This window comes from Mesorhizobium sp. B2-5-4, from assembly GCF_006441095.1.
GTDB lineage: Bacteria > Pseudomonadota > Alphaproteobacteria > Rhizobiales > Rhizobiaceae > Mesorhizobium > Mesorhizobium salmacidum.
This window is the reverse complement of record NZ_VFUR01000011.1, coordinates 49,714-69,674: the sequence shown is the minus strand read 5'-3', so window position 1 is coordinate 69,674 and position 19,961 is coordinate 49,714. Positions and strand designations below refer to the sequence as shown.

20 protein-coding genes are annotated in these 19,961 nt (G+C 62.5%); 7 read left to right on the top strand and 13 right to left on the bottom strand.

Going from position 1 to position 19,961, the window contains the following annotated elements:
• Positions 1-42 precede the first annotated feature (42 nt).
• From FJ492_RS15920 to rpmG, 3 genes are all read left to right on the top strand, one after another.
• A complete protein-coding gene (locus tag FJ492_RS15920) occupies positions 43-1,221 on the top strand; it encodes an MFS transporter (RefSeq protein WP_140770833.1) in 1,179 nt (392 codons plus the stop codon).
• A 113-nt stretch (positions 1,222-1,334) separates the two neighbouring features.
• Positions 1,335-1,793, top strand: a complete 459-nt coding sequence (locus tag FJ492_RS15915; RefSeq protein WP_027146692.1) for a hypothetical protein — start codon at positions 1,335-1,337, stop codon at positions 1,791-1,793.
• Between the two features lie 155 nt (positions 1,794-1,948).
• The gene (rpmG, locus tag FJ492_RS15910; RefSeq protein ID WP_006201775.1) at positions 1,949-2,116 is read left to right on the top strand and encodes a 50S ribosomal protein L33; all 168 of its coding nucleotides are present in this window, start codon (positions 1,949-1,951) and stop codon (positions 2,114-2,116) included.
• A 105-nt stretch (positions 2,117-2,221) separates the two neighbouring features.
• On the opposite strand, the gene ugpC is transcribed toward rpmG, so the two are convergent.
• The 9 genes from ugpC to FJ492_RS15860 all read right to left on the bottom strand — a co-directional run bounded on the left by ugpC (position 2,222) and on the right by FJ492_RS15860 (position 12,528).
• Positions 2,222-3,289, bottom strand: a complete 1,068-nt coding sequence (gene ugpC, locus FJ492_RS15905) for a sn-glycerol-3-phosphate ABC transporter ATP-binding protein UgpC (protein ID WP_140503593.1) — start codon at positions 3,287-3,289, stop codon at positions 2,222-2,224.
• Between the two features lie 4 nt (positions 3,290-3,293).
• Positions 3,294-4,142: a carbohydrate ABC transporter permease gene (locus tag FJ492_RS15900; RefSeq protein WP_140503592.1), complete on the bottom strand. Its 849-nt coding sequence runs from the start codon at positions 4,140-4,142 to the stop codon at positions 3,294-3,296.
• Positions 4,142-5,065, bottom strand: a complete 924-nt coding sequence (locus FJ492_RS15895; RefSeq protein ID WP_140770831.1) for a sugar ABC transporter permease — start codon at positions 5,063-5,065, stop codon at positions 4,142-4,144. Before FJ492_RS15895 ends, FJ492_RS15900 begins: the two co-directional genes overlap by 1 nt.
• Before the next feature lie 211 nt (positions 5,066-5,276).
• Entirely contained in the window at positions 5,277-6,554 is a 1,278-nt protein-coding gene (locus tag FJ492_RS15890) for a sugar ABC transporter substrate-binding protein (protein ID WP_140711826.1), read from the bottom strand.
• Positions 6,555-6,583: 29 nt separating this feature from the next.
• The gene (locus FJ492_RS15885) at positions 6,584-7,771 is read right to left on the bottom strand and encodes a PLP-dependent transferase (RefSeq protein WP_140770829.1); all 1,188 of its coding nucleotides are present in this window, start codon (positions 7,769-7,771) and stop codon (positions 6,584-6,586) included.
• A 1-nt stretch (position 7,772) separates the two neighbouring features.
• Complete coding sequence (locus FJ492_RS15880) at positions 7,773-8,501, bottom strand: FadR/GntR family transcriptional regulator (RefSeq protein WP_140770827.1); 729 nt, start codon at positions 8,499-8,501, stop codon at positions 7,773-7,775.
• 85 nt (positions 8,502-8,586) lie between these two features.
• Complete coding sequence (locus FJ492_RS15875; protein WP_181166667.1) at positions 8,587-10,140, bottom strand: FAD-dependent monooxygenase; 1,554 nt, start codon at positions 10,138-10,140, stop codon at positions 8,587-8,589.
• Positions 10,141-10,703: 563 nt separating this feature from the next.
• A complete protein-coding gene (locus FJ492_RS15865; protein ID WP_027144982.1) occupies positions 10,704-12,077 on the bottom strand; it encodes a PleD family two-component system response regulator in 1,374 nt (457 codons plus the stop codon).
• Positions 12,078-12,111: 34 nt separating this feature from the next.
• On the bottom strand, positions 12,112-12,528 hold the full coding sequence (locus tag FJ492_RS15860; protein ID WP_281405559.1) for a response regulator: 417 nt from the start codon (positions 12,526-12,528) through the stop codon (positions 12,112-12,114).
• A 202-nt stretch (positions 12,529-12,730) separates the two neighbouring features.
• Between FJ492_RS15860 and FJ492_RS15855 the strand changes: the two genes are divergently transcribed.
• Positions 12,731-13,030: a DUF3572 domain-containing protein gene (locus FJ492_RS15855; RefSeq protein WP_027144983.1), complete on the top strand. Its 300-nt coding sequence runs from the start codon at positions 12,731-12,733 to the stop codon at positions 13,028-13,030.
• Positions 13,027-13,689, top strand: coding sequence for a hypothetical protein (locus tag FJ492_RS15850; protein WP_140503579.1), 663 nt, complete (start codon positions 13,027-13,029; stop codon positions 13,687-13,689). The genes FJ492_RS15855 and FJ492_RS15850 overlap by 4 nt, the downstream gene beginning before the upstream one ends.
• Before the next feature lie 60 nt (positions 13,690-13,749).
• On the opposite strand, the gene FJ492_RS15845 is transcribed toward FJ492_RS15850, so the two are convergent.
• Both FJ492_RS15845 and FJ492_RS15840 read right to left on the bottom strand, forming a co-directional pair.
• Entirely contained in the window at positions 13,750-15,294 is a 1,545-nt protein-coding gene (locus FJ492_RS15845) for a hypothetical protein (protein WP_246676038.1), read from the bottom strand.
• A 257-nt stretch (positions 15,295-15,551) separates the two neighbouring features.
• Positions 15,552-16,127, bottom strand: coding sequence for a GNAT family N-acetyltransferase (locus FJ492_RS15840; protein WP_140503576.1), 576 nt, complete (start codon positions 16,125-16,127; stop codon positions 15,552-15,554).
• A gap of 65 nt (positions 16,128-16,192) precedes the next feature.
• Here FJ492_RS15840 and FJ492_RS15835 point away from each other — a divergent pair, with 65 nt between their 5' ends.
• The gene (locus FJ492_RS15835) at positions 16,193-17,521 is read left to right on the top strand and encodes a DNA polymerase IV (protein ID WP_140711833.1); all 1,329 of its coding nucleotides are present in this window, start codon (positions 16,193-16,195) and stop codon (positions 17,519-17,521) included.
• Positions 17,522-17,527: 6 nt separating this feature from the next.
• On the opposite strand, the gene FJ492_RS15830 is transcribed toward FJ492_RS15835, so the two are convergent.
• On the bottom strand, positions 17,528-18,034 hold the full coding sequence (locus tag FJ492_RS15830; RefSeq protein WP_140503573.1) for a hypothetical protein: 507 nt from the start codon (positions 18,032-18,034) through the stop codon (positions 17,528-17,530).
• A gap of 185 nt (positions 18,035-18,219) precedes the next feature.
• On the opposite strand from FJ492_RS15830, the gene FJ492_RS15825 reads away from it, so the two are divergent.
• The gene (locus FJ492_RS15825; protein WP_140750066.1) at positions 18,220-19,101 is read left to right on the top strand and encodes a DMT family transporter; all 882 of its coding nucleotides are present in this window, start codon (positions 18,220-18,222) and stop codon (positions 19,099-19,101) included.
• A gap of 9 nt (positions 19,102-19,110) precedes the next feature.
• On the opposite strand, the gene FJ492_RS15820 is transcribed toward FJ492_RS15825, so the two are convergent.
• The gene (locus FJ492_RS15820) at positions 19,111-19,914 is read right to left on the bottom strand and encodes a potassium channel family protein (protein ID WP_140750064.1); all 804 of its coding nucleotides are present in this window, start codon (positions 19,912-19,914) and stop codon (positions 19,111-19,113) included.
• Between the last annotated feature and the right edge of the window lie 47 nt (positions 19,915-19,961).

The following is a 19,961-nucleotide window of genomic DNA, read 5'->3' as shown; positions in this document are numbered from 1 at the left end:
CGCAATTGCGTAAGGTCAAACAGACAGAGTGTTCAGCATCTCATGACGGTCGATACCCAACCAAAGGGCGACGAACGCGTACACTGGCTGCCGATGGTGGCGGCGATCTCGTCGATCAGCGTCGTCGGCATTGCTATCGGCCTTGGCATGCCGCTGCTCAGCGTCATCCTGGAAACACGCGGCCATTCTGCTTCGATGATCGGCCTCAACACGGCCGTTGCCGGCCTGGCCTCGATCGCCGGGGCGCCACTGGCTACGCCGCTGGCCATGCGCTTCGGCGTCGCCAGGACAATGATCGCCATGATCGCCGCCGGCGCGCTGGCCTTCGTCGGTTTCCATTTCGCGCCTGATTTCTGGATGTGGTTTCCCCTGCGCATCGTGCTGCACATCGCGCTGACCGTGCTGTTCATCCTGTCGGAATTCTGGATCAGCACGTCGGCGCCGCCACACCGACGCGGCCTTGTGCTTGGCATCTATGCCACCGTTCTGTCGCTCGGTTTTGCCGCGGGGCCGTGGCTGTTCGCCCATCTCGGCAGTTCCGGCTTCAGGCCGTTCGGCGTCATCATCGCCTTGGTGACGCTGGCCGCGATACCGGTGCTGGCCGCGCGCAACGAAAGCCCCACCATCGTGGCCGACAGTGAAACCAGCCACTTCCTTCGCTACATCTGGCTGGTGCCGACCGCGACTTTCGCCGTGCTTGTGTTCGGCGCGGTCGAGACCGGCGGCTTCGCGCTGTTTCCGATCTATGGCAATCGCATCGGTTACTCCGAGGCCGATGCGGCGCTGCTGCTGACCATGATCGGGCTCGGCAACGTGCTGTTGCAGATCCCGATCGGCATGATCAGCGACCGCGTCACGGACCGGCGCTATCTGCTGCTCGCCTGCGCCACGGTCGGTCTCGCCGGCACGATGTTCATGCCGTTCTTTGCCGCGAACTGGCACCTGATGGCCGCCCTGCTTTTCGTCTGGGGCGGTGTCGTTGCCGCCATGTACACGATTGGCCTCGCCCATCTCGGTTCGCAGCTTTCCGGTCACGAACTGGCGTCGGCCAATGCCGCTTTCGTGCTGTGCTACGGCGTCGGCATGGTGCTAGGCCCGCAGGCGATCGGCATCGGCATGGACAGTTTCGGGCCCTCCGGTTTTGGCTGGTCGCTCGGCCTGTTCTTCGCCGCCTACATCGCCCTGGTCTGCTTCAGGCTCGTCCGCAAGATACTCCTGTAGAGCCCAACCCGATCGTTTATCGGCACCGTGCAGCGGCAGGCTGCTGACAGAACCGTGTCAGCAGCCACCGGTTAAAAGGGTGTCCTAAAACATCCTGAACCGAGGACACTCCGATGATCGACAGCGGCTTTGAAACCACTTCGCTGCGAATGACGCTCCTGCTGCTCGTCAGCTTCCAGGCTCCGGCTGCCGATGTCGACCGCATCATGGACGCGGTCGTCGCGATCGCACCGCTGGCCATGGGCAAGTATGACCGCAACGCCTACCAGTCGGCGCACGGCATCGAACGCTACAGGCCGCTTGAAGGAGCCGCGGCCGGCGCCGAAACCGAATTGCGCCGCCGCCCGGGCACGGTCGAGGTTTCATTCGAATTGCCCGATGACCAGGCGCTGGCGGCCCGCGTCGTCGAGGCGATTTTCCAGGCGCATTCCTATCAGGAGCCGGTGATCCGCATCCAGCCGATCCTTGCCAGCCGCTCCAAGGGTCTGGACGACCGCGCCAATCCGAATCGCTGGTGGAACACGACCGGAGACTGGAAGAAGGTTGCGGTATCAGAGGTGGAAAACGCCTGATTATATGCATACAGTGCAGCTTGGGCGGGACACATCACGTCCGCCGGGCTTGACTTTCCAGGCACGTTCTTTATGTGTCGCGCCAAGTTTCCCGCGTCCGGGTGTTTTCCCGTGCTCCAGCGGCCAAAACTCCACGAACATAACGGACTGAGATCATGGCCAAAGCCGCAAACATCAAGATCAAGCTTCTGTCGACCGCCGACACCGGTTTCTTCTACGTCACCAGCAAGAACAGCCGCACCAAGACCGACAAGCTGTCGTTCCGCAAGTATGACCCGGTCGCCAAGAAGCACGTCGAATTCAAGGAAACCAAGATCAAGTAATCTGGGTTTTCCTCTGGAATGCCGAAACGCCGCCCATCGGGCGGCGTTTTTCGTTTACAAGGCGGAAGGCTCCGGGCTGAGTTCCCTCGGCCTGGATGAATTCATTCAGCCGATGCGATCGCCGCTTTTCGGATCGAACAGATGCAGCGACGCGGGATCGGCCGCCAGCCGCACCATGTCGCCGGGCTTCACGCCGGCGCGGCCCATGGCAAAGACGCAAAGTTGCTGGCCGGCCAGCTTGACGTAGAACTGCGTCGACAGGCCGAGCGGCTCCACCACTCCCACTTCGCCTTGCAGGGCTCCGTCATCGGCCAGCCGTATATGCTCGGGGCGCAGGCCGACGGTGATGACGTCACCGTCCCTGAGCGGCAGGCCGTCCGGCAGCCGAAGCTTCTGGCCATCGGACAGCACGGCGTCCACCTTGCCGCCCTTCTTCACCGCCGCCGGCAGGAAATTCATGCCAGGCGAACCGATGAAGCCGGCGACGAACATGTTGGCCGGCCGGTCATAGAGATCGAGCGGCGCGCCGACCTGCTGGATCAGCCCGTCATGCATGACGACGATGCGGTCGGCCATGGTCATCGCCTCGATCTGGTCGTGGGTGACGTAGACAGAGGTGGTCTTCAACTGCTGGTGCAGTGCCTTGATCTCGGCGCGCATATGGACGCGCAGCTTGGCGTCGAGGTTCGACAGCGGCTCGTCGAAGAGAAAAACCTTGGGATCGCGCACGATGGCGCGGCCCATGGCGACGCGCTGGCGCTGGCCGCCGGACAATTGCCTGGGCAAGCGTTGCAGGAACGTATCGAGCCCCAGCCGCTTGGCGGCACCATCGACGCGAGCATCGATCGCCGGCTTATCGGCCTTTCGCAGCATCAGGCTGAAGCCCATGTTCTTCGACACGTCCATATGCGGATAGAGCGCATAGGATTGGAACACCATGGCGATGTCGCGGTCCTTGGGCGCAACGTCGTTGACCAGCCGCTCGCCGATGCGGATCTCTCCGCCAGAGGCCTCCTCCAGCCCTGCGATCATGCGCAAAAGCGTGGACTTGCCGCAGCCGGACGGTCCGACCAGGACGACGAACTCGCCGTCGGCAATCTCAAGATCGACCGCGTGCAGGACGCGCACCGCGCCATAATCCTTACGGACCTTTTCGAGCGTGACAGAAGCCATCGATCTATCCTTTGACGGCGCCGGCGGTCAGGCCGGTGACGAGATAGCGTTGCAGGAAGGCGAAGAAAATGCAGACCGGGATCAACGCCAGGATCGACGCCGCCATCATCTGCCCCCAGTCGACGGCGAACTTGCCGATGAAGGTGAGCAGGCCGACGGCGAAGGTTTTCTGGTCGTCGCTGGAAATCAGCATCAGCGCGAACAGAAGCTCGCTCCAGGCGGCGGTAAAGACGAAGCCCAGCGTCGCGCCCATGCCGGGCAGCGTCAGCGGCACGATCACCCGGCGCATCGCCTGCGCGCGGGTGCAGCCGTCGATCATCGCCGCCTCTTCCAGATCCTTCGGGATGCCATCGAAGAAGGACTGCATCAGGAAGGTGGCGAAGGCGGTGTTGAAGGCGGTGTAGATGATGATCAGCCCGGTAAGGCTGTTGATCAGGCCAATCTGGCCCATCACGCGGTAGATCGGCGGAATGACCATCACCAGCGGAAAGGTCTGGGTCAACAGCAGCATCAGCGCCAGTGCAGCCTTGCCGCGAAAGGTGAAGCGCGACATGGCGTAGCCGGCGAGCGTGGCGATGACCGTGACCAGGGCCGCCGTCGACACCGAGACGATGACGCTGTTGAGGAAATAGCGTGGGAAGTCGGTGGCCTCGAGTACGGTGACGAAGTTCTGTAGCGTCATGTGCGACGGCCAGAATGTGATGCCTTCGGAATAGAGCAGCCGCTCCGGCGTGACCGAGATCTTCAGCGTCCAGTAGATCGGGAACAGAGCGAAGACCACATAGGCGGCGATCGCGGCGTACAGGCCGATGCCGCCGAAGAAGCGCTGCGGGGCTGAGCGTCCAGCGATCATCAGACGTGTCTCACAAGCGAGCGGCGGATGGCGATCAGCACGATCGCGTAGGCGATGAGCAGGACGAGCAACAGCACAGCCACAGCCGAGGCATAGCCCTTGTCCAACGACTTGAAGGCGCTGACATAGATGTAGACCGGAACCGTGTTGGTCGAGCCGGCCGGTCCGCCCTCGGTCATGACGAAGATCAGGTCGGCGAAGGTGGCGATCCAGATGGTGCGCAACATCACCGTGATGGCGATGGTCGGCGCCAGGAACGGCAGCGTGACCTTGGTGAAGCGCTGCCACGGCGAAGCGCCGTCGATCGCCGCCGCCTCATGCAGTTCCGAGGGGATAGACTTCAGCGCCGCCAGCAGCGTGATGGCGAAGAACGGAATGCCGAACCAGACATTGGCGATGATCGGCCCCCACATGGCGGTTGAGGGATCGGAGAGAACGTTGGTCGGTTCGGCCTTTAGCCCCAAGGCGAACAGCCAGTGTGGCAGCGGACCGACGATCGGGTTGAACAGCCAGGCCCAGGTCAGGCCCGACAGGAAGGATGGCACCGCCCAGGGCAGGAAGACCAGCGCCTGCACCGCCTTGCGGCCCCGAAACGGCTTGTCGAGCAGCAGCGCGAGGCCAAGACCGAGGAAGAACTGGAAGAACAGGCTGGTCACCGTCCACCACAGCGTGTTGATCAGCGCCTGGCCAAGCACCTGATCCGACAGCATCGCCTGATACTGCCCCAGCCCGACATATTCGGATTTGAAGGCCGAGAACTTGCGGAAGGAGTAGCTGATGCCGATGACCAGCGGCACGAGCAGCACCACGATCAGCAGGATGATCGCCGGGCTGAGATGGAGCCAGGGCTCGATCGTCGCGTAGGAGAGCCGCCTCTTTCGCGGCCGCCCTGCGGATCGAATTTCGGATACGGCATAGGTCATTGGCTGTGGACGTCCTCTGGGGGCACGGCGTTGGCGACAAGCGTCCTTCTCCCCGTTTTACGGGGAGAAGATGCCGGTCCACCCTCCGCAGCTGCTGCGGGGACGGGCAGGCGGATGAAGGGCGGCGCCAGCTTCCCATAACACAGCGCTGCCCCTCATCCGGCCCTATCGGGCCACCTTCTCCCGTGAACGGGGAGAAGGAAGGAGGGGCTCACTTCTTGTTCTTCGCCAGCCAGTCCTGCTGTTCCTTGGTCAGGAAGGCAGCCCATTGGTCGGCGACGTCCTTGGCCGTCTTCTGGCCAAGCAGCACTTCCTGGAAGTTCTTGATGGCGACCTGGTCGACGAAGTTGCCGAGGTTTTCCAGATGCGTGGGCGGTGTCACCATTTCATATTTGGAACTGTCGCTCAGCTCCGTGAACCAGCCCTTGAACTGCTCGGTCTTGAAATGGGGATCCTGCTCGGCGCCCTTGTGGATCGGCACGACGCCGACTTCCTTGGCCCATTCCAGATTGTCCTTCGGCGAGAGCAGCGTTGCCATCAGCTTCCAGGCGTCGTCCTTGTGCTGGGAATTGGCGAACATCGCCCAACCAGCATAGCCCAGCGTGGGGTAGGATTTGCCGCTCGGTCCGACCGGCAGCGGCGCCACGGCGAAGTCGTCGGCGCTCATCTTGTCGGCGATGCCGAGCAACGCGTCCGGATCCTGGTTAAGCATGGCGCAGGTGCCGGAATAGAAACCGGTGACGGTCTCATTGAAGCCCCAGCTCACGGAATCCTTCGGCGCAAGACCGTTCTTGTACATGTCGGCCAGCATCTGCAGGCCCTTGACCGAGCCCTCTTCATTGATGGTCGAAGTGCCGTCCTCGTTGAAATAGCCGCCCTTGCCGGCGGCGATGTTCATGAACATGTGCATGCCGTTGAAGGCACCCGGCCCGCCGCGCAGGCAATAGCCATACTTTCCAGGGATGGCGGAGATCTTCTTGGAATCGGCGACGAAATCGTCGAGCGTTGCCGGCGGGCCGTCGAGACCGGCCTCCTTGAACAGCTTCTTGTTCCAGAACAGCGCGTTCACATAGTAGCCATAGGGGATCATGAACTGGGTGTTGTTCACGGTCGAGCCGAACTGCTTGGCGCGGTCGCCGAGCGTCTTGGCGTCGTCCCACTTGGCCATATAGGGGCCGAGATCCTCGAGTTGGGCGTTGTTGGCGTAAAGCCCCATCCAGCGTTCCGGCATCTCGACCACATCGGGCGTATCGCCGGCCTGCACCATGGTGAGGAATTTTTCAAAGGCCTGGCCCCAGGGCAGCGAGACGAGCTCGACCTTGACCCCGGGATTGGCCGCCTCGAACTCGGCGATCTGCTTTTTCAGGAATTCGGTGCGCGGCGGACTGGTGATCACTTCGACCATTTTCAGGGTCGAATCGGCCAGCGCGCCTCCGGCGGAAATCGCCAACCCCGCGACGGTGGCAAGCATGACGGTCAGTTTTTTCATGTTCAAGACTCCCATTTTGAACCCGCTTGTTATTTTCTGGCTTTTTCGAAGGCCTGGGCGACATCCGCCCAGAGATCCTCGACACTTTCCAATCCGACATTGAAGCGGATGGTTCGGGGGCTGACGCCGAAGCGCGCCATCGAATTCAGTCCCGGCGTCTGTTCCAGCGACGCCTTGGCCGGCACGACCAGACTCTCATGCCCGCCCCAGCTGACGCCGATGCGGAAATATTTCAACGCGTCGACGAAGACGGGAATGTCGATATCCTCGGTAACCTCGAACGAGAACAACCCGCCATAGCCGGCAAGCGTCGCCTTGCCCGGATGGTTCGAATAGAGAGGGTGGTTGACCCGCTCGACATTGCCATGCGCCTTCAGCCGCTCGGCGATGGCAAGCCCGCTCTTCATGTGGTGCGGCAGGCGCAGCGGCAGCGTGCGCAGGCCGCGCAGCAGCAGCCAGGCCTCGAACGGCGACAGCTTGCCGCCGAGATAGGAATAGGTCTGCTCGTTGATATGCTTGATATGCGCGGCCGAGCCAGCCACCACCCCGGCAACGGTGTCGCTATGGCCGCCGAGATATTTCGAGGCCGAGTGCAGCACGAGGTCGACGCCGTGCGAGATCGGCTTCTGGAACACCGGCGTCGCCCAGGAATTGTCGATGGTGGTGACGATGCCCTGTTCCTTGGCCAACCGGGTCAGATGCGGCAGGTCCTGGAGCTCGAACACCATCGAGGTTGGGCTTTCCAGATAAAGCAGCTTGGCGCCGGGCAATGCCGCCGCGACCGCATCCGGGTCGGAGCCATCGACATAATCGACCTTGATGTTGAGCCGCGGCAGGAGGCGTTCGAACAGCCGGTAGGCATCGCCGTAACAATTGCGCACCGCAACGATGCGCTCGCCCGCCCCGACAAAAGCAAGCACGGTGGCGCTGATCGCCGCCATGCCGCTGGAGAATCCGCGCGCGGCCTCGGCGCCTTCGAGCGCCGCGACCCGCGACTCGAACTCCATCACCGTCGGATTGTCGCCGCGCGAATAGATCGGCTGCTTTCGTTTGCCGGCAAACGTATCGGCCATTTCGGCATAATTGGCGAAGGTGAACAGCGAGGTCTGGTAGATCGGCGGCACGACGGCGCCGCCTGGGAACGGCTCGTCATGCGCCAAAAGCGTCGCCGCCTCGGCGAGATAGTCTTGATCGAAACCGGCTGGCTGCTCGTTCATCTCAGGTCCGAAGTTTGAGTTTGGCCGCACCGCGCTTCAGGTCGTCCTCGACGGTGGCGATGAGCTTCAGCGCCTCGGCGCGAGCGCCCCGTGGATCGCGTGCCGCGATGCATTCGTAGATGGTGCGGTGATAGGGAAAGCTGGCATGGCCGAAATCGCGCACGCCGAGCGGATGCTCCCAGAAGCGATGAAACAGTTCGTGCATGGCGGCGATGATCTGTTCGAACAGCGGATTTCCGGAGACCCGGTAGATCGCCTGGTGGAATTCCCAGTCCTCTTCCGACGACATGCCGTCAAGGGTGCGAAACGCCTGCTCCATGATATCGAGCTTGCGTTCGATCTCGGCAATGTCGGCCGGGCTTGCCCGCTCGGCGCACAGCGCCGCCGCTTCCGCTTCCAGCGCGCGGCGGATTTCCAGCGTCTGCATCAGGCTGGTGAAGTCATTGCCGCCCGCCAGCGTCAGCGGCAGATGCAGCATGTCGGGCGAGACGGCCGCCTTGAGATAGGTGCCGCTGCCTTGCCGGCGTTCGACCAGGCCCAATCCCTCCCACCGCGTCAGCGCCTCGCGCACCGTGTTGCGGCTAACCTTGAGCCGTTCGGCCAGGATGCGCTCGGTCGGTAGTCGCTCGCCAGGCTGCAGGGCCTCGGCGCGAACGAAACCCACCAATGCCTTCAGCACGGCGTCGTCGCGCGCCGTCGTCTGAATGGGTGGCAGGCTGTTCTGGTCCACACTTCCTCCAAGTGGTCCAATGGTCCAACCAATTTCTGCATAGATGGGCTCTCCTGTCAATCACTTGTCAGGAGGCAGTCAGCCTTCAGCCCATGGAAGGTTGTGAAGCGCTGCGTTCAGAAGAATACCCGGCCGCGGCAGCCGGTCCGAACCATCTGGTCAGCGCATCGGCCAATCCCTGTTGCGTCCCAACTCCGATCCACGCCACGTAGCCATCGGGCCGGATCAAAACCGCGTCGGGTGCAGAGACCGTTCCTAGTGCAGGAAGCTCCCAGGCGCCGGCATACCCGGCATCGATCTGCCGGATCCGGTCGACCCAAGGCGCAATGTCCAGCCTGCCTGGTTCACCGAAATTGAGGAGCAGCGGCCGCGCGTGGTGCAGCAAGGTAAACAACCGTAACGGCCCTTTGGCGGTGAGCAGGTCGAGATCGGGCATGCGCCGCCCAAGCAGCGCGTGCCCTTCCCCGAGGTCGTAGTGGACACCCAGGCCGGACATCTCCGCGGCGATCCGTTTGCGTGGCCCGTCCATGGCGAGCAGCTCGTCAAAGGTATCGCTCAATGCCTTGGTGCGTGCATCCATACGACGAAGCGCGACCTGTGCGAGCGCGTTGCGCAGCACGCGGGCGGCGACCGGATGGCGTTCGGCATGGTAGCTGTCGAGCAGGCTGTCCGGTGATACCAGCTTGATCACCTGTGCCAGTTTCCATCCGAGGTTGACCGCGTCCTGCACGCCGATGTTGAGGCCCTGTCCGCCCATTGGGGGATGGATGTGCGCGGCGTCACCGGCCAGCAGCACACGTCTGTCGCGGTAGGCGGCAGCCTGGCGCGTCATGTCGGTGAACCGCGAAATCCAGGTCGGACTGTGGACCCCGTAATCGGTGCCGTACACTGCGACGAGCGCCTCGCTGAGATCGCGCAGTGTCGGTTCGCCACCAATGGTCAGTTGCCTCTCGGTCAGCACGACACCCACCCGGGCACTTTCCTCAATCTTGCCGATCGCATGAATACCATAGGCGTCGCTGCGAAAACCCAATGCAGGTTCCTCCGCCATCTCGACCTCGGCGATCATCCAGCTCATCGTCGGATCCCATCCGTCGAACGCGATGCCCGCCGCCTTGCGGATCATGCTGCGTCCGCCGTCGCAGCCGACGAGATACCGGGCCCTCAGGCACCGGCCACCAGACAGGTCGACATCGACGCCACCATCATCCTGTGTGAAACCCGTGACATCCTGTCCGCGATAGATCGGCACCTCCAACTCGCTGATCCAGTCGGCCAATATCCGCTCTATATGGTTTTGCCGCAGCGCCAGCAGATAGTTGTGCCGCGTGGGAAAATCGCTGATGTCCAACCGGATCATGTGAAATCCCACGGACGGCGAAGGCTGTCCCTGCGAGAGGAACCGGTCGGCAATTCCGCGCTGGTCGAGCACCTCGATGGTGCGAGCGTGCAGGCCACCCGCGCGCAAACCGATGAGTTCCTGGTTTGGCCGCCGCTCGACAATGGCCACATCGACGCCCGCCAATGCGAGTTCGCCAGCCAACATCAACCCGGTCGGACCGCCTCCGGCGATCACCACCGCATGGTCCCGACGCACTAGGCCTCTTGGCAACTGGCCTCTTGGCAACAATTCCGGCATTTCGCCACTCCCGTTTCCGTTAACTTGGGTCGCGGTTTTACGGGAACAGCCGGGTCTTGCCACAAGCCCCTTGGGCGCCATATCTATGAAATGGAGGGGGCAGCTCCTCTTCTCCCCTATGCAAACGGCAGTGGAAAGTCGCGGCGTTGTGAAGTGACAGCGCGCGCGAGATGTAACTGATGTTGTTACAATCCAGGAAAGCCTTCTTCAGGCCTTGCCGCACACACAAAAAAGCCCGGCACTTCCGGGGCTTGACACAGATACCTAATGTCATATCGACAAAGGGGGCCGGTCGGCGTTTGGCAGCGGTACGAGGAGGCCACTATGTGCCAGCGCCGGCCGGCCGACCCCACGGACCCAGGAGATGCGGCGGACCTGAGCATCATGGGGTATTCCTGAGGGACCGAGCCGGCGATCTACCCTCGTGCCGGCTTCGTCTTGGCCTTCACATTTGCGCAAGAGCTTATGGAAATCAACAGTTTCTTAACCAAGGCTCGCGAATCGCTTGGATTAAGGTAAATGGGTAACCCTGTTGGCTTGACCGGATAATCCGGCCCGGACCGTCAGGCCGCCTTGGCAACGACGCGGTTGCGGCCGCCGCTCTTGGCTTCGTAGAGCGCGAGATCGGCGCGCTTCATCAGCGCCGCCACCGTATCCACGCCCTTCAGCACCGATGACACGCCAACGCTGACGGTGACCTCGATCGTCTTGCCGTCGGCACCGATGGCGAACGGCATCTGGGCGATTTCGGCACGGATGCGCTCGGCCACTTTCTCGGCCACGGTGCCGTCGGTGTCCGGCATCACCACCACGAACTCCTCGCCGCCGAACCGGCAGGCAAGGTCGATACCCCTGACGTTCTTGCGCAGCCGCCGTGCGAATTCGCGCAGCACATCGTCGCCGCCGTCATGGCCGTGCGTGTCGTTGATTGACTTGAAGCGGTCGAGATCCGTGATCATCACCGACAGCGGCCGGCGCCGCGCCACGGCGCGGTCGAACAGCGTCTGCAGATGGCTGTCGAGATAGCGGCGGTTGTGCAGACCGGTCAGGCCGTCGGTCACGGCCATTTCGATGGTCTGGGTAACGCTGGCGCGCAATTGGTCGTTGTAGCGCTTGCGGCGCACCTGGGTGCGCAGCCGCGCCGTCAGTTCCTGCTGGTCGATCGGCCGCATCAGATAGTCGTTGATGCCGAGTTCCAGCCCTCGGATGATGCGCTCCTCCTCGCCCTCCTCCGCCAAAAGGATGATCGGCACGAAACGGGTGCGGTCGAGCGAGCGCAACTGCGAGCAGAGCCTGAGCGGATCGAAATCGGCGAAGGCCGTCGAGATCATCACGCATTCATAGGGCGTTTCGGCGGCTTGAAAGAACCCGGCATGCGGATCGCCGGTGACGTCGAGGTCGGCCCGGTCGCGCAACATCTTCTGAATGCGCTCGACCGACGATTTGCGCTCATCGATCAAAAGCACTTTCGGCGTCGTGTCCTCGGACGCGAAATTGCGGCTCAAAAGTTCTTCGATGCCGATGTTGCGTGTGGTCGAGGCGCGCAGCCGAAGCTCGTCGGTCAACGACTTCAGGCGGACCAGGCTCTTGACGCGCGTCATCAGTTGCAGGTCGTTGACCGGCTTGGTCAGGAAATCGTCGGCGCCGGCCTCCAGCCCGCGCACGCGATCGGAAACCTGGTCGAGCGCCGTGATCATCACCACCGGAATGTGCGACGTCGCCGGATCGCTCTTCAGCCGCCGGCAGACTTCGAACCCGTCCATATCGGGCATCATCACGTCGAGCAGCACAACGTCGACCTTGCCGTTCTCGCAGGTCTCGATCGCGTCGGGCCCGTTGGTGGCGGTCAGCACCTCGAAATATTCGGCCAGCAGCCGGACCTCCAGCAGCCTGACATTGGCAGGGATGTCGTCGACGACGAGGATCCGCGCGGTCATTTCACAAGGCTCCGGCTCGGCTGGAAGGGAAACATCAGGCATCGCCCAGATAGGATTTGATGGTTTCGATGAAGCGCGGCACCGAGATCGGCTTCGAAATATAGGCCTCGCAGCCGCCCTGGCGGATGCGTTCCTCGTCGCCCTTCATCGCGAAGGCAGTCACAGCAATGACCGGGATGACGTGCAGATCGTCGTCCTCCTTCAGCCATTTGGTCACTTCCAGCCCCGACACTTCTGGCAGTTGGATGTCCATCAGGATGAGGTCCGGCCGGTGCTGGCGCGCCAGGTCGAGCGCTTCCAGACCGTTGCGGGTGCGCACCGTCTCGTAACCGCTTGCTTCGATGAGGTCCCGAAAGAGCTTCATATTGAGCTCATTGTCCTCGACGATCATGACCTTCTTAGGCATCGAAATCCCGTCCCGGCCGTCCTCCGCCCCGGAGGTGGCCGTCATGCGCTCTTTCCTTGGACGCACCAAACCATGCTTCACGATACGGCAATATGATTGACGAAACGGAAACCCATAGCCTGCAAAGCAGCACGAATTCCGCCGCGCCTCCCGCGCATCCAAAAGGCGCACCGCGCTCTAATGGCTTGCCGCGGCCAACTCTTGCCATTACTGCGGGAGAGACTCATTCCACACACCGAAGGTAGTGATGGCAAACGCAGCGTCAATGCGCGAAGAGGCCGAAACCATTGCCGTGAAGGCATTGGGCTTCGTTGCCGCCGATCCGGAGCTTTTACCGCGCTTTCTGGCGATCACCGGAATAGAGGCGCATTCGATCCGCCGGGCGGCCGGCGAGCCGGGGTTCCTGGCCGGCGTCCTGCAATTCATTCTCGCCCACGAGCCGACTTTGATGCGCTTCGCCGAGGAAACCGGCACGCCACCGGCGGCCGTCGGCAAGGCGTTGCGCGCCTTGCCGCTTGGCGATGACAATCACGAGCGTTCCACATGAGCGATGATCCCGAAACCGCGCGCCAGATCGAGGAACTGGCGGCTGACGACAGGCCGCTGCTCGTGCTCGACGTCGACGACGTGGTGCTCGAATTCATCCGCCCTTTCCCGCATTTCCTCAAGGCGCGTGGCTATGGCCTGACGCTGGCATCCTTCCGGCTGACCGGTAACATTGCCGAAACGGCCAGCGGCCGGCTGATCGAACAACCCGAAGTCGCGGCACTTTTGGGTGATTTCTTCGATGCGCAAGCCGATTGGCAGAGCATCACCGATGGAGCCGCGAAAGCTTTGACGGGGCTTGGAGACCGCGCGGAAATCATATTGCTGACGGCCATGCCGCACAGGCATCGTGCCGTGCGGCGCGCCCATCTCGACGCCCTCGGGCTAAGCTATCCGCTGCTGACCACCGAAATGGCCAAGGGCCCGGCGGTTGCCAGGCTCCGCGGCAATACCGGGCGGCCGGTGGTCTTCGTCGACGACCAACCGGCCAATCTGGCGTCGGTGCGGGAATCTGTCGCCGACGCAAATCTTTTCCATCTGATGGCCGACAATTCGCTGCGCGCGTTCCTGCCGTCGGTCCCGGACGATGTCATCGTCGTCCAGGATTGGCACCAAGCCGCGCCGAAGATCGCGACCGCGCTGGGATTTCAGGCGCTTTGACGCACTCCCGCGCGGAAAACCGCTTTACACTTTTCCTGGAATTGGTCGAGGGCTGAAACCTCAAGGATTGAGCTTAGCCCCTGCCCCGCCGTTAGCGCTGCCGCTATTGTCGCCGCCGCCGCTCTCGTCGTCCGAGCCGTCACCGTCGACACTGTCGTCCACCGCTGGGTCAGCAGGCTTCAGCATGACGCCGTTGACGGCGACCGAGCCGTCGGCCTTGGTGTTGATGATCCATTCCAGCTTGCCGTCCGGCAGCGTCTTGGCAAAACCCTTCGCCATGAGAGCGACAGGCACGTACTGCCCGACCTCCGGCTCCGCCTTCGCTGCTTCCTGCAGATGTTCCATGATCTTGTCAAAGCCGGCGACGTCGACAGTGAGATTTGCGTCAGGTTTCTGGCCGAAGCTTGTCATCTCGCCTTCCAGCGCGATTTCCATGTCCTTGTTCTTCACGGTGCTGTGGCCGATGACGACCTTCGGCGTCTTGGCAAGGAAGTCGGCTTTGAGCTGGTCGCCGAACTCGGCCGGCAGCGGCGGATTCTGATTGAGGTCAAAGGCTTCGATCGCCTTCTTCGCCATGCTGTCGAGATCGATGTTGGCGCCGCCGAAGTTCAGGTCGATATCGGTGGGCAGCAGCGCCACGCTCCAGCTCGGCAAGAGCTGCTGCGGCACGGCCAGCCCCGAAGCCTTGATGCCATAGCTGACCTTGCCGTTCTGGGCGACCCCGTCGGAACCGAACGCTATGCCGAACTGGGTTGCCCCGAACGTGCCGATCGGGCTGTCGACCGCGAAATCCTTGAAGCCATAGGTTCCGTCGATACGCTCCCACACGGGAAGTGCTGCAAGCAGAAGCGACTTGAGCTGCGCCTGGTTCGCCTTCAGCGTCTTCTCGTCCTGATTGGCCACGGCAAACGCCAGGAGGTCGAGCAGAGGCTTGGTCTGCACACCCTTGCCGCCGGCGTTCACAGAAAATTCCGGCGACTTCACGGTAACGGGAAAATTCAGCCCGCTCTCGGGATCATTGAATTTTATCGCTTCGACGAAGTTCGAAATCTTTTGCGACGTCGTGAAATCGACGCCGCCATTGGCCGCCTTGGTCGCGGAAAGCGTCACGGTGCCGGCACCAGCGCTCGCCTCCATCTGCTGCTTGCTATCCTGCGACGACATCGTCATCCCGGCAATTGAGCTCGTGGCGCTGGTGAAGGCTGCCAGCTTGGGGTCATAAACGCCGCTGCCCTTGCCGTCCTTGATCGAAAACCGCGTGCTTTGCTTTCCCTGGGGGCCGTTGAATTCAAAGGACGCGCTCTGCGAAAAATCCATCGAGACATCCCAGGACCCATCACTGCGCGGCTTGACCAGCAGGGCGTAGGGCGCAAAGTCGAATTTCATCAGCTTCTGGTCGGGAAAGCTGCTGGCAAGCGCCTTGAAATCGAACACGATCTTGTAGGCGTCGCCTTCGGCCGAAACCTTCAGGATACCCTTATCGAGCGCCTGTTTGCCGACATAGCGGGATAGGTCATCGGACAATTGCTTGGCGCCCTGGCTGTCGACGGTCTGGCCGAAAGCAGGCGCACTGAGCAGCAGCGCGGTAAAGGCAATTGGCAACATACGGTTCACGGGAATTCTCCGTTCGGTCGAAGGCAAAATTCGTTTCGTATCTCTGGTAGGGAAATACCATCACGACTGCAAGACGATGACGGCCAGGCATTCGGCTTCAACACCAACCGCGAATGGTTCGTCGACCAGCCGCGCAATCTGGCACCGCTGCAGAATAAAGGACTCAGTTTCGTCCCGCTCCCTTATTTCCTCATGAGCAAAATCACTTTGCCGTAGAAAATACTATGCAACTGCAAGCTGAAGTTTTCCTACAATGTCAGCCGCATCAGCGGCCGGCCGGCCTTGCGCTCCACAAGCCTCTCGAACCCGGCCTTCTCGAAGACCCCAGATGAGCCGACAAACAGGCCGATCGAACGCGAATCGCGGGACAGGTCGATCGGGCAGGCCTCGACAAGCCGCGCGCCGTTCCTGCGGGCAAAATCGATGCCGCCTTCGACGAGGCGGTGCGTGATGCCCCTGCCGCGCGCCTTGGCGCGGATGAAAAAGCAGGAGATCGCCCAGACGGCCGGATCGGAAGCGTCGGCGGGATCGATCGGCGCCGAGCCCCTGCCCTTGTTGTTCCATTCGGGCACGTCGGCGCGTGGCCCGATCTGCATCCAGCCAACCGCCTTGCCATCCTCGAAAGACAGCAGGCCGGGCGGCGGGCCGGCCTCGATGCGCGCCTTGATGTGGTCCTTGTTGCGTTCACGGCTGCTCTCGCGCCGCGCCGCCGGCGCCAGCCGGAAATGCGTGCACCAGCAGCCATAACAGGCGCCCTGCTTGCCAAAAAGGTCCTCGAACTCAGGCCAGAGCTCAGGCGCCAGCGGCACTACCGTCGTGCTCATGCGTTCTCCCCAGGCCAGGCTTGTCGCTGGCCTTGCGCTGTCGTACCATTGCTTCTGTTCTCTATATGTTCGCAGCGATGGCGGCTCCTGTCAACAATCCCGATCACGGTTTTTGTCGTGACTGCCTGATGTTTCAGCGCGATGAAACGCGCCGCTGCGAACGCTGCGGCAGCCCTCGCCTTGCCCGCCATCCCGAGCTTTACCGGCTGCATCTGGCCCATATCGATTGCGATGCGTTCTACGCGGCGATCGAAAAGCGCGACAACCCGGCGCTCAAGGACAAGCCGTTGATCATCGGCGGCGGCAAGCGCGGCGTCGTCTCCACCGCCTGTTATATCGCACGCATCCGCGGCGTGCGCTCCGCCATGCCGATGTTCAAAGCGCTCGAGGCCTGCCCCGAGGCGGTCGTGATCGCGCCCAACATGGAAAAGTACGTGGCCGTCGGCCGCGAGGTGCGCGCCATGATGCAGGCCTTGACGCCGCTGGTCGAGCCGCTGTCGATCGATGAGGCATTCCTCGATCTCGCCGGCACCGAGCGGCTGCATGGCCTGCCGCCGGCGGTGGTGCTGGCGCGCTTCGCGCTGGCCGTGGAGAAGGAGATCGGCATCACCGTTTCATCAGGCCTGTCCTATTGCAAGTTCCTCGCCAAGATCGCGTCCGACTTCCGCAAGCCGCGCGGCTTCTCCGTCATTGGCGAGGCCGAAGCGGTCGGCTTTCTGGCAACGCAGCCGGTGACCATGATCTGGGGTGTCGGCAAGGCGTTCAACGCCACGCTCGAACAGGATGGCATCCGCACCATCGGCCAGCTTCAGAAGATGGAACGCGGCGAACTGATGCGCCGCTATGGGGTGATGGGCGAACGGCTCTACCGGCTTTCGCGCGGTGAGGATGTCCGCCGCGTCGACCCCGACCAGGACGCCAAGAGCGTATCGGCCGAAACCACTTTCGACACCGACATCGCCTCGCTGGAAGAGCTGGTCTCCGTGCTGAGGGGCCTTTCGGAGAAAGTCTCGGCGCGGCTGAAGAAGTCAGGCATTGCCGGGCGCACCGTCGTGCTGAAGCTGAAGACCCAGGATTTCAAGCTGCGCACGCGCAACCGCCAACTCGGCGACCCGACCCGGCTCGCCGACCGCATCTTTTCGACTGGCGTGGAACTTCTTCGCAAGGAGACGGACGGAACGAAATTTCGATTGCTCGGCATCGGTGTCAGCGACCTCTCCGATGACGACAAGGCCGACCCGCCGGATCTGGTCGATGTCCAGTCGCGCAAGCGCGCCATGGCCGAAGGCGCCATCGATGCGTTGCGCGACAAGTTCGGGCGCAAGGCTGTGCAAACCGGCTACACCTTCGGCAAGGGCCGCGACGCCCATCCACCGGAGCCGCTTGAAGATTGAACCCGATCAGCTGCGCCGAAGATCGATGCGGCTGGTCACAACGCTCTTGCCGGTTTGGGGATCACGGTCGACCACCGTCAAAACAATGCCGTCCGCCCCGTTTTTTTGTACGGTAAGCTGCGCGGTGCGATCGCCATTGACCTCCTTGGCCCAGCGAATGGCGAGGTTTATCGCATTGCCGGAACGGCTTCCGTTCAGCTGCGCCGGTCCGGTTCGCGATCCCACATAGACGCCGCTGTATTTGCCGCCGCTGACCTTCAGACGAGCGCTGATGGCGCGTGTCACCACGATCAGGCCGCGGCAGTTGCCGTCGAGCGACAGCGAGGTTGAGGTCGCATTCGACTTGAAGCTGCAGGAAACACTGACGTTCGGCACATCCGTGGTTACCTGAACAGTGCCCTTGCCAGCGAAATTGCCCTTGAACGACTGGAGAAATTTGGTCTCGTCGGCATGAGCCGCGCTCGCAGCAATCACCAGGCAGCCAGCAAGCGCCACTTGCGCGAATCGTCTCATGAAACCCTCCTTGTCGACACGGGAATGCGCGTTTGCACAGCACGGATACTAGGGGGCTCAACGCCCCTAGCCGTATCGGGTTCCGCCCGCAGCATGACTGCTCCCAAAACCTTCGCCGCGACTGGCCCAGAAGAATACATGGACTAGCGATTGCTCCGACAGCCACGGCCTGCGACATAGCGGACATGGCACCCACCCCGTCGATCCCCAAGGCCGCGTTCTGGATGGCGCTGTCGATCACGTCGTTCCTGGCTATGTCCGTCGCCGGCCGCGCCACCACGGCCGAACTCAATGTCTTCCAGGTGCTGGAACTGCGTTCGGTCATCGGCTTCTTCATTCTGCTGCCGCTGGTGATGGCGACAGGTGGGCTTGCCGCGATGCGCACGCAGCGGCCGCTGGCCCATATCGCGCGCAATGTCGTCCACTATAGCGGCCAGGCTGCCTGGCTCTACGCGTTGACGCTCATTCCGCTGGCGGTGCTGATCTCGATCGAATTCACCACGCCGATCTGGACGGCGATCCTGGCGGTCACGTTTCTCGGCGAAAGGCTGAGCCGGCCACGGCTCGCGGCGATCGTGCTTGGGCTGATCGGCGTGGTCGTCGTCGTGCGTCCAGGCGTCGGCTCGGCCGATGCGGGCCATCTGGTCGTGCTGGGCGCGGCGGTCTGTTTCGGCGTTTCGCTGGTGCTGGTCAAGTCGCTGACGCGCACGGACAGCGTCGTGCGGATCATCTTCTGGATGCTGGTCATCCAGTCCGTGGTCGGCCTTGTTCCGGCTCTCTACGAATGGCGCAACCCTTCGCTTGCACTCTGGCCTTGGATCATCCTGATCGGTTTCACCGGCATGTCGTCCCATTTCTGCCTCGCCCGCGCCCTGGCCTATGCCGACGCGACCGTGATCTCGCCGATGGATTTCCTGCGCGTACCGCTGTCGGCATTGATCGGCTGGCTGCTCTATCAGGAGCAGATCGACGCGTTCACCGCCGGCGGCGCATTGCTGATCCTGATGGGCAATTTGCTCAACTTGCAGCGCAAAGCTGTAAAGCCGGCCGAGGTCGCGGCGTCATAGCACTGCCGGTCAGTTCCCTTCGTCTGGAATATTGAGGACATGGCCGCATGCCTTGCAGTGCACGGCGTCCGGCTCATGCCGCCGCAACCCGCATTGCGGACAGGGAAAGAACACCTTGGCCGGCCGAAAGATCGCCTGCGCCAGCCTGACGAACAGCGATATGCCGATGATCATGGTCACGATCGCCGTCAGCTTGCCGGCGATGCCCGGCAGCACGATGTCGCCGAAGCCGGTTGTCGTCACGGTCGCGACGGTGAAGTAAAGCGCGTCGATGTAGTTTTCCAGTCCGGCACCGTTGCGGAAAAAGAACGTGTAAACGAAGCCCGTGATGACAAAGAGAAAGGTCAACAGGTTGATGACCGCGTGGCTTGCCTCGCGCCAGGGCCGCAGGCCACGCATCTCGAAATGCCGCCAGATCGAACCGCTGCGCGACAGCGACCACAGCCGCAGAATTCGCAGAAAGCCGAGACTTGCGAGCGCCGCCGGCATCAGCAGCGTCAGAAGGATGAAGGCATCCACCCAGAAGGTCGGCTGCTTCATCAGGCGCAGCATGTCGTTGGAGGCCAGCAGCCTGGCAATCAGATCGGCGGCGACCAGAGCCGCCACGGCATAGTCCAGCCACAGAAACGAGGCCGACTGCTGGATGACCGGCGTGGCGATGAAAAAGGCGATGATGGCGAGGTCGATGATGACGGCCACCAGCTGGAACCGGAACGCGGCCGGCGAGCGCCCATGATAGAGCCTGCGCAGCATGTCGCGTAGACGCGCCGTCGCGGAAAGATCCTGCGATGCGCGCGTCCCCTTGGCCTTCATGCCGGCATGAGCGGCAGGTGCCGGCCCGCGGGTTGCCGCCTGGCAAG

Excerpts from the sequence above, each read along its gene's own strand:
- FJ492_RS15920 (WP_140770833.1), top strand. The coding sequence starts at position 43 with ATGACGGTCGATACCCAACCAAAGGGCGACGAACGCGTACACTGGCTG.
- FJ492_RS15915 (WP_027146692.1), top strand. The coding sequence starts at position 1,335 with ATGATCGACAGCGGCTTTGAAACCACTTCGCTGCGAATGACGCTCCTG.
- rpmG (WP_006201775.1), top strand. The coding sequence starts at position 1,949 with ATGGCCAAAGCCGCAAACATCAAGATCAAGCTTCTGTCGACCGCCGAC.
- ugpC (WP_140503593.1), bottom strand. The coding sequence starts at position 3,289 with ATGGCTTCTGTCACGCTCGAAAAGGTCCGTAAGGATTATGGCGCGGTG.
- FJ492_RS15900 (WP_140503592.1), bottom strand. The coding sequence starts at position 4,142 with ATGATCGCTGGACGCTCAGCCCCGCAGCGCTTCTTCGGCGGCATCGGC.
- FJ492_RS15895 (WP_140770831.1), bottom strand. The coding sequence starts at position 5,065 with ATGACCTATGCCGTATCCGAAATTCGATCCGCAGGGCGGCCGCGAAAG.
- FJ492_RS15890 (WP_140711826.1), bottom strand. The coding sequence starts at position 6,554 with ATGAAAAAACTGACCGTCATGCTTGCCACCGTCGCGGGGTTGGCGATT.
- FJ492_RS15885 (WP_140770829.1), bottom strand. The coding sequence starts at position 7,771 with ATGAACGAGCAGCCAGCCGGTTTCGATCAAGACTATCTCGCCGAGGCG.
- FJ492_RS15875 (WP_181166667.1), bottom strand. The coding sequence starts at position 10,140 with ATGCCGGAATTGTTGCCAAGAGGCCAGTTGCCAAGAGGCCTAGTGCGT.
- FJ492_RS15865 (WP_027144982.1), bottom strand. The coding sequence starts at position 12,077 with ATGACCGCGCGGATCCTCGTCGTCGACGACATCCCTGCCAATGTCAGG.
- FJ492_RS15860 (WP_281405559.1), bottom strand. The coding sequence starts at position 12,528 with ATGACGGCCACCTCCGGGGCGGAGGACGGCCGGGACGGGATTTCGATG.
- FJ492_RS15855 (WP_027144983.1), top strand. The coding sequence starts at position 12,731 with ATGGCAAACGCAGCGTCAATGCGCGAAGAGGCCGAAACCATTGCCGTG.
- FJ492_RS15850 (WP_140503579.1), top strand. The coding sequence starts at position 13,027 with ATGAGCGATGATCCCGAAACCGCGCGCCAGATCGAGGAACTGGCGGCT.
- FJ492_RS15845 (WP_246676038.1), bottom strand. The coding sequence starts at position 15,294 with ATGTTGCCAATTGCCTTTACCGCGCTGCTGCTCAGTGCGCCTGCTTTC.
- FJ492_RS15840 (WP_140503576.1), bottom strand. The coding sequence starts at position 16,127 with ATGAGCACGACGGTAGTGCCGCTGGCGCCTGAGCTCTGGCCTGAGTTC.
- FJ492_RS15835 (WP_140711833.1), top strand. The coding sequence starts at position 16,193 with ATGTTCGCAGCGATGGCGGCTCCTGTCAACAATCCCGATCACGGTTTT.
- FJ492_RS15830 (WP_140503573.1), bottom strand. The coding sequence starts at position 18,034 with ATGAGACGATTCGCGCAAGTGGCGCTTGCTGGCTGCCTGGTGATTGCT.
- FJ492_RS15825 (WP_140750066.1), top strand. The coding sequence starts at position 18,220 with ATGGCACCCACCCCGTCGATCCCCAAGGCCGCGTTCTGGATGGCGCTG.
- FJ492_RS15820 (WP_140750064.1), bottom strand. The coding sequence starts at position 19,914 with ATGAAGGCCAAGGGGACGCGCGCATCGCAGGATCTTTCCGCGACGGCG.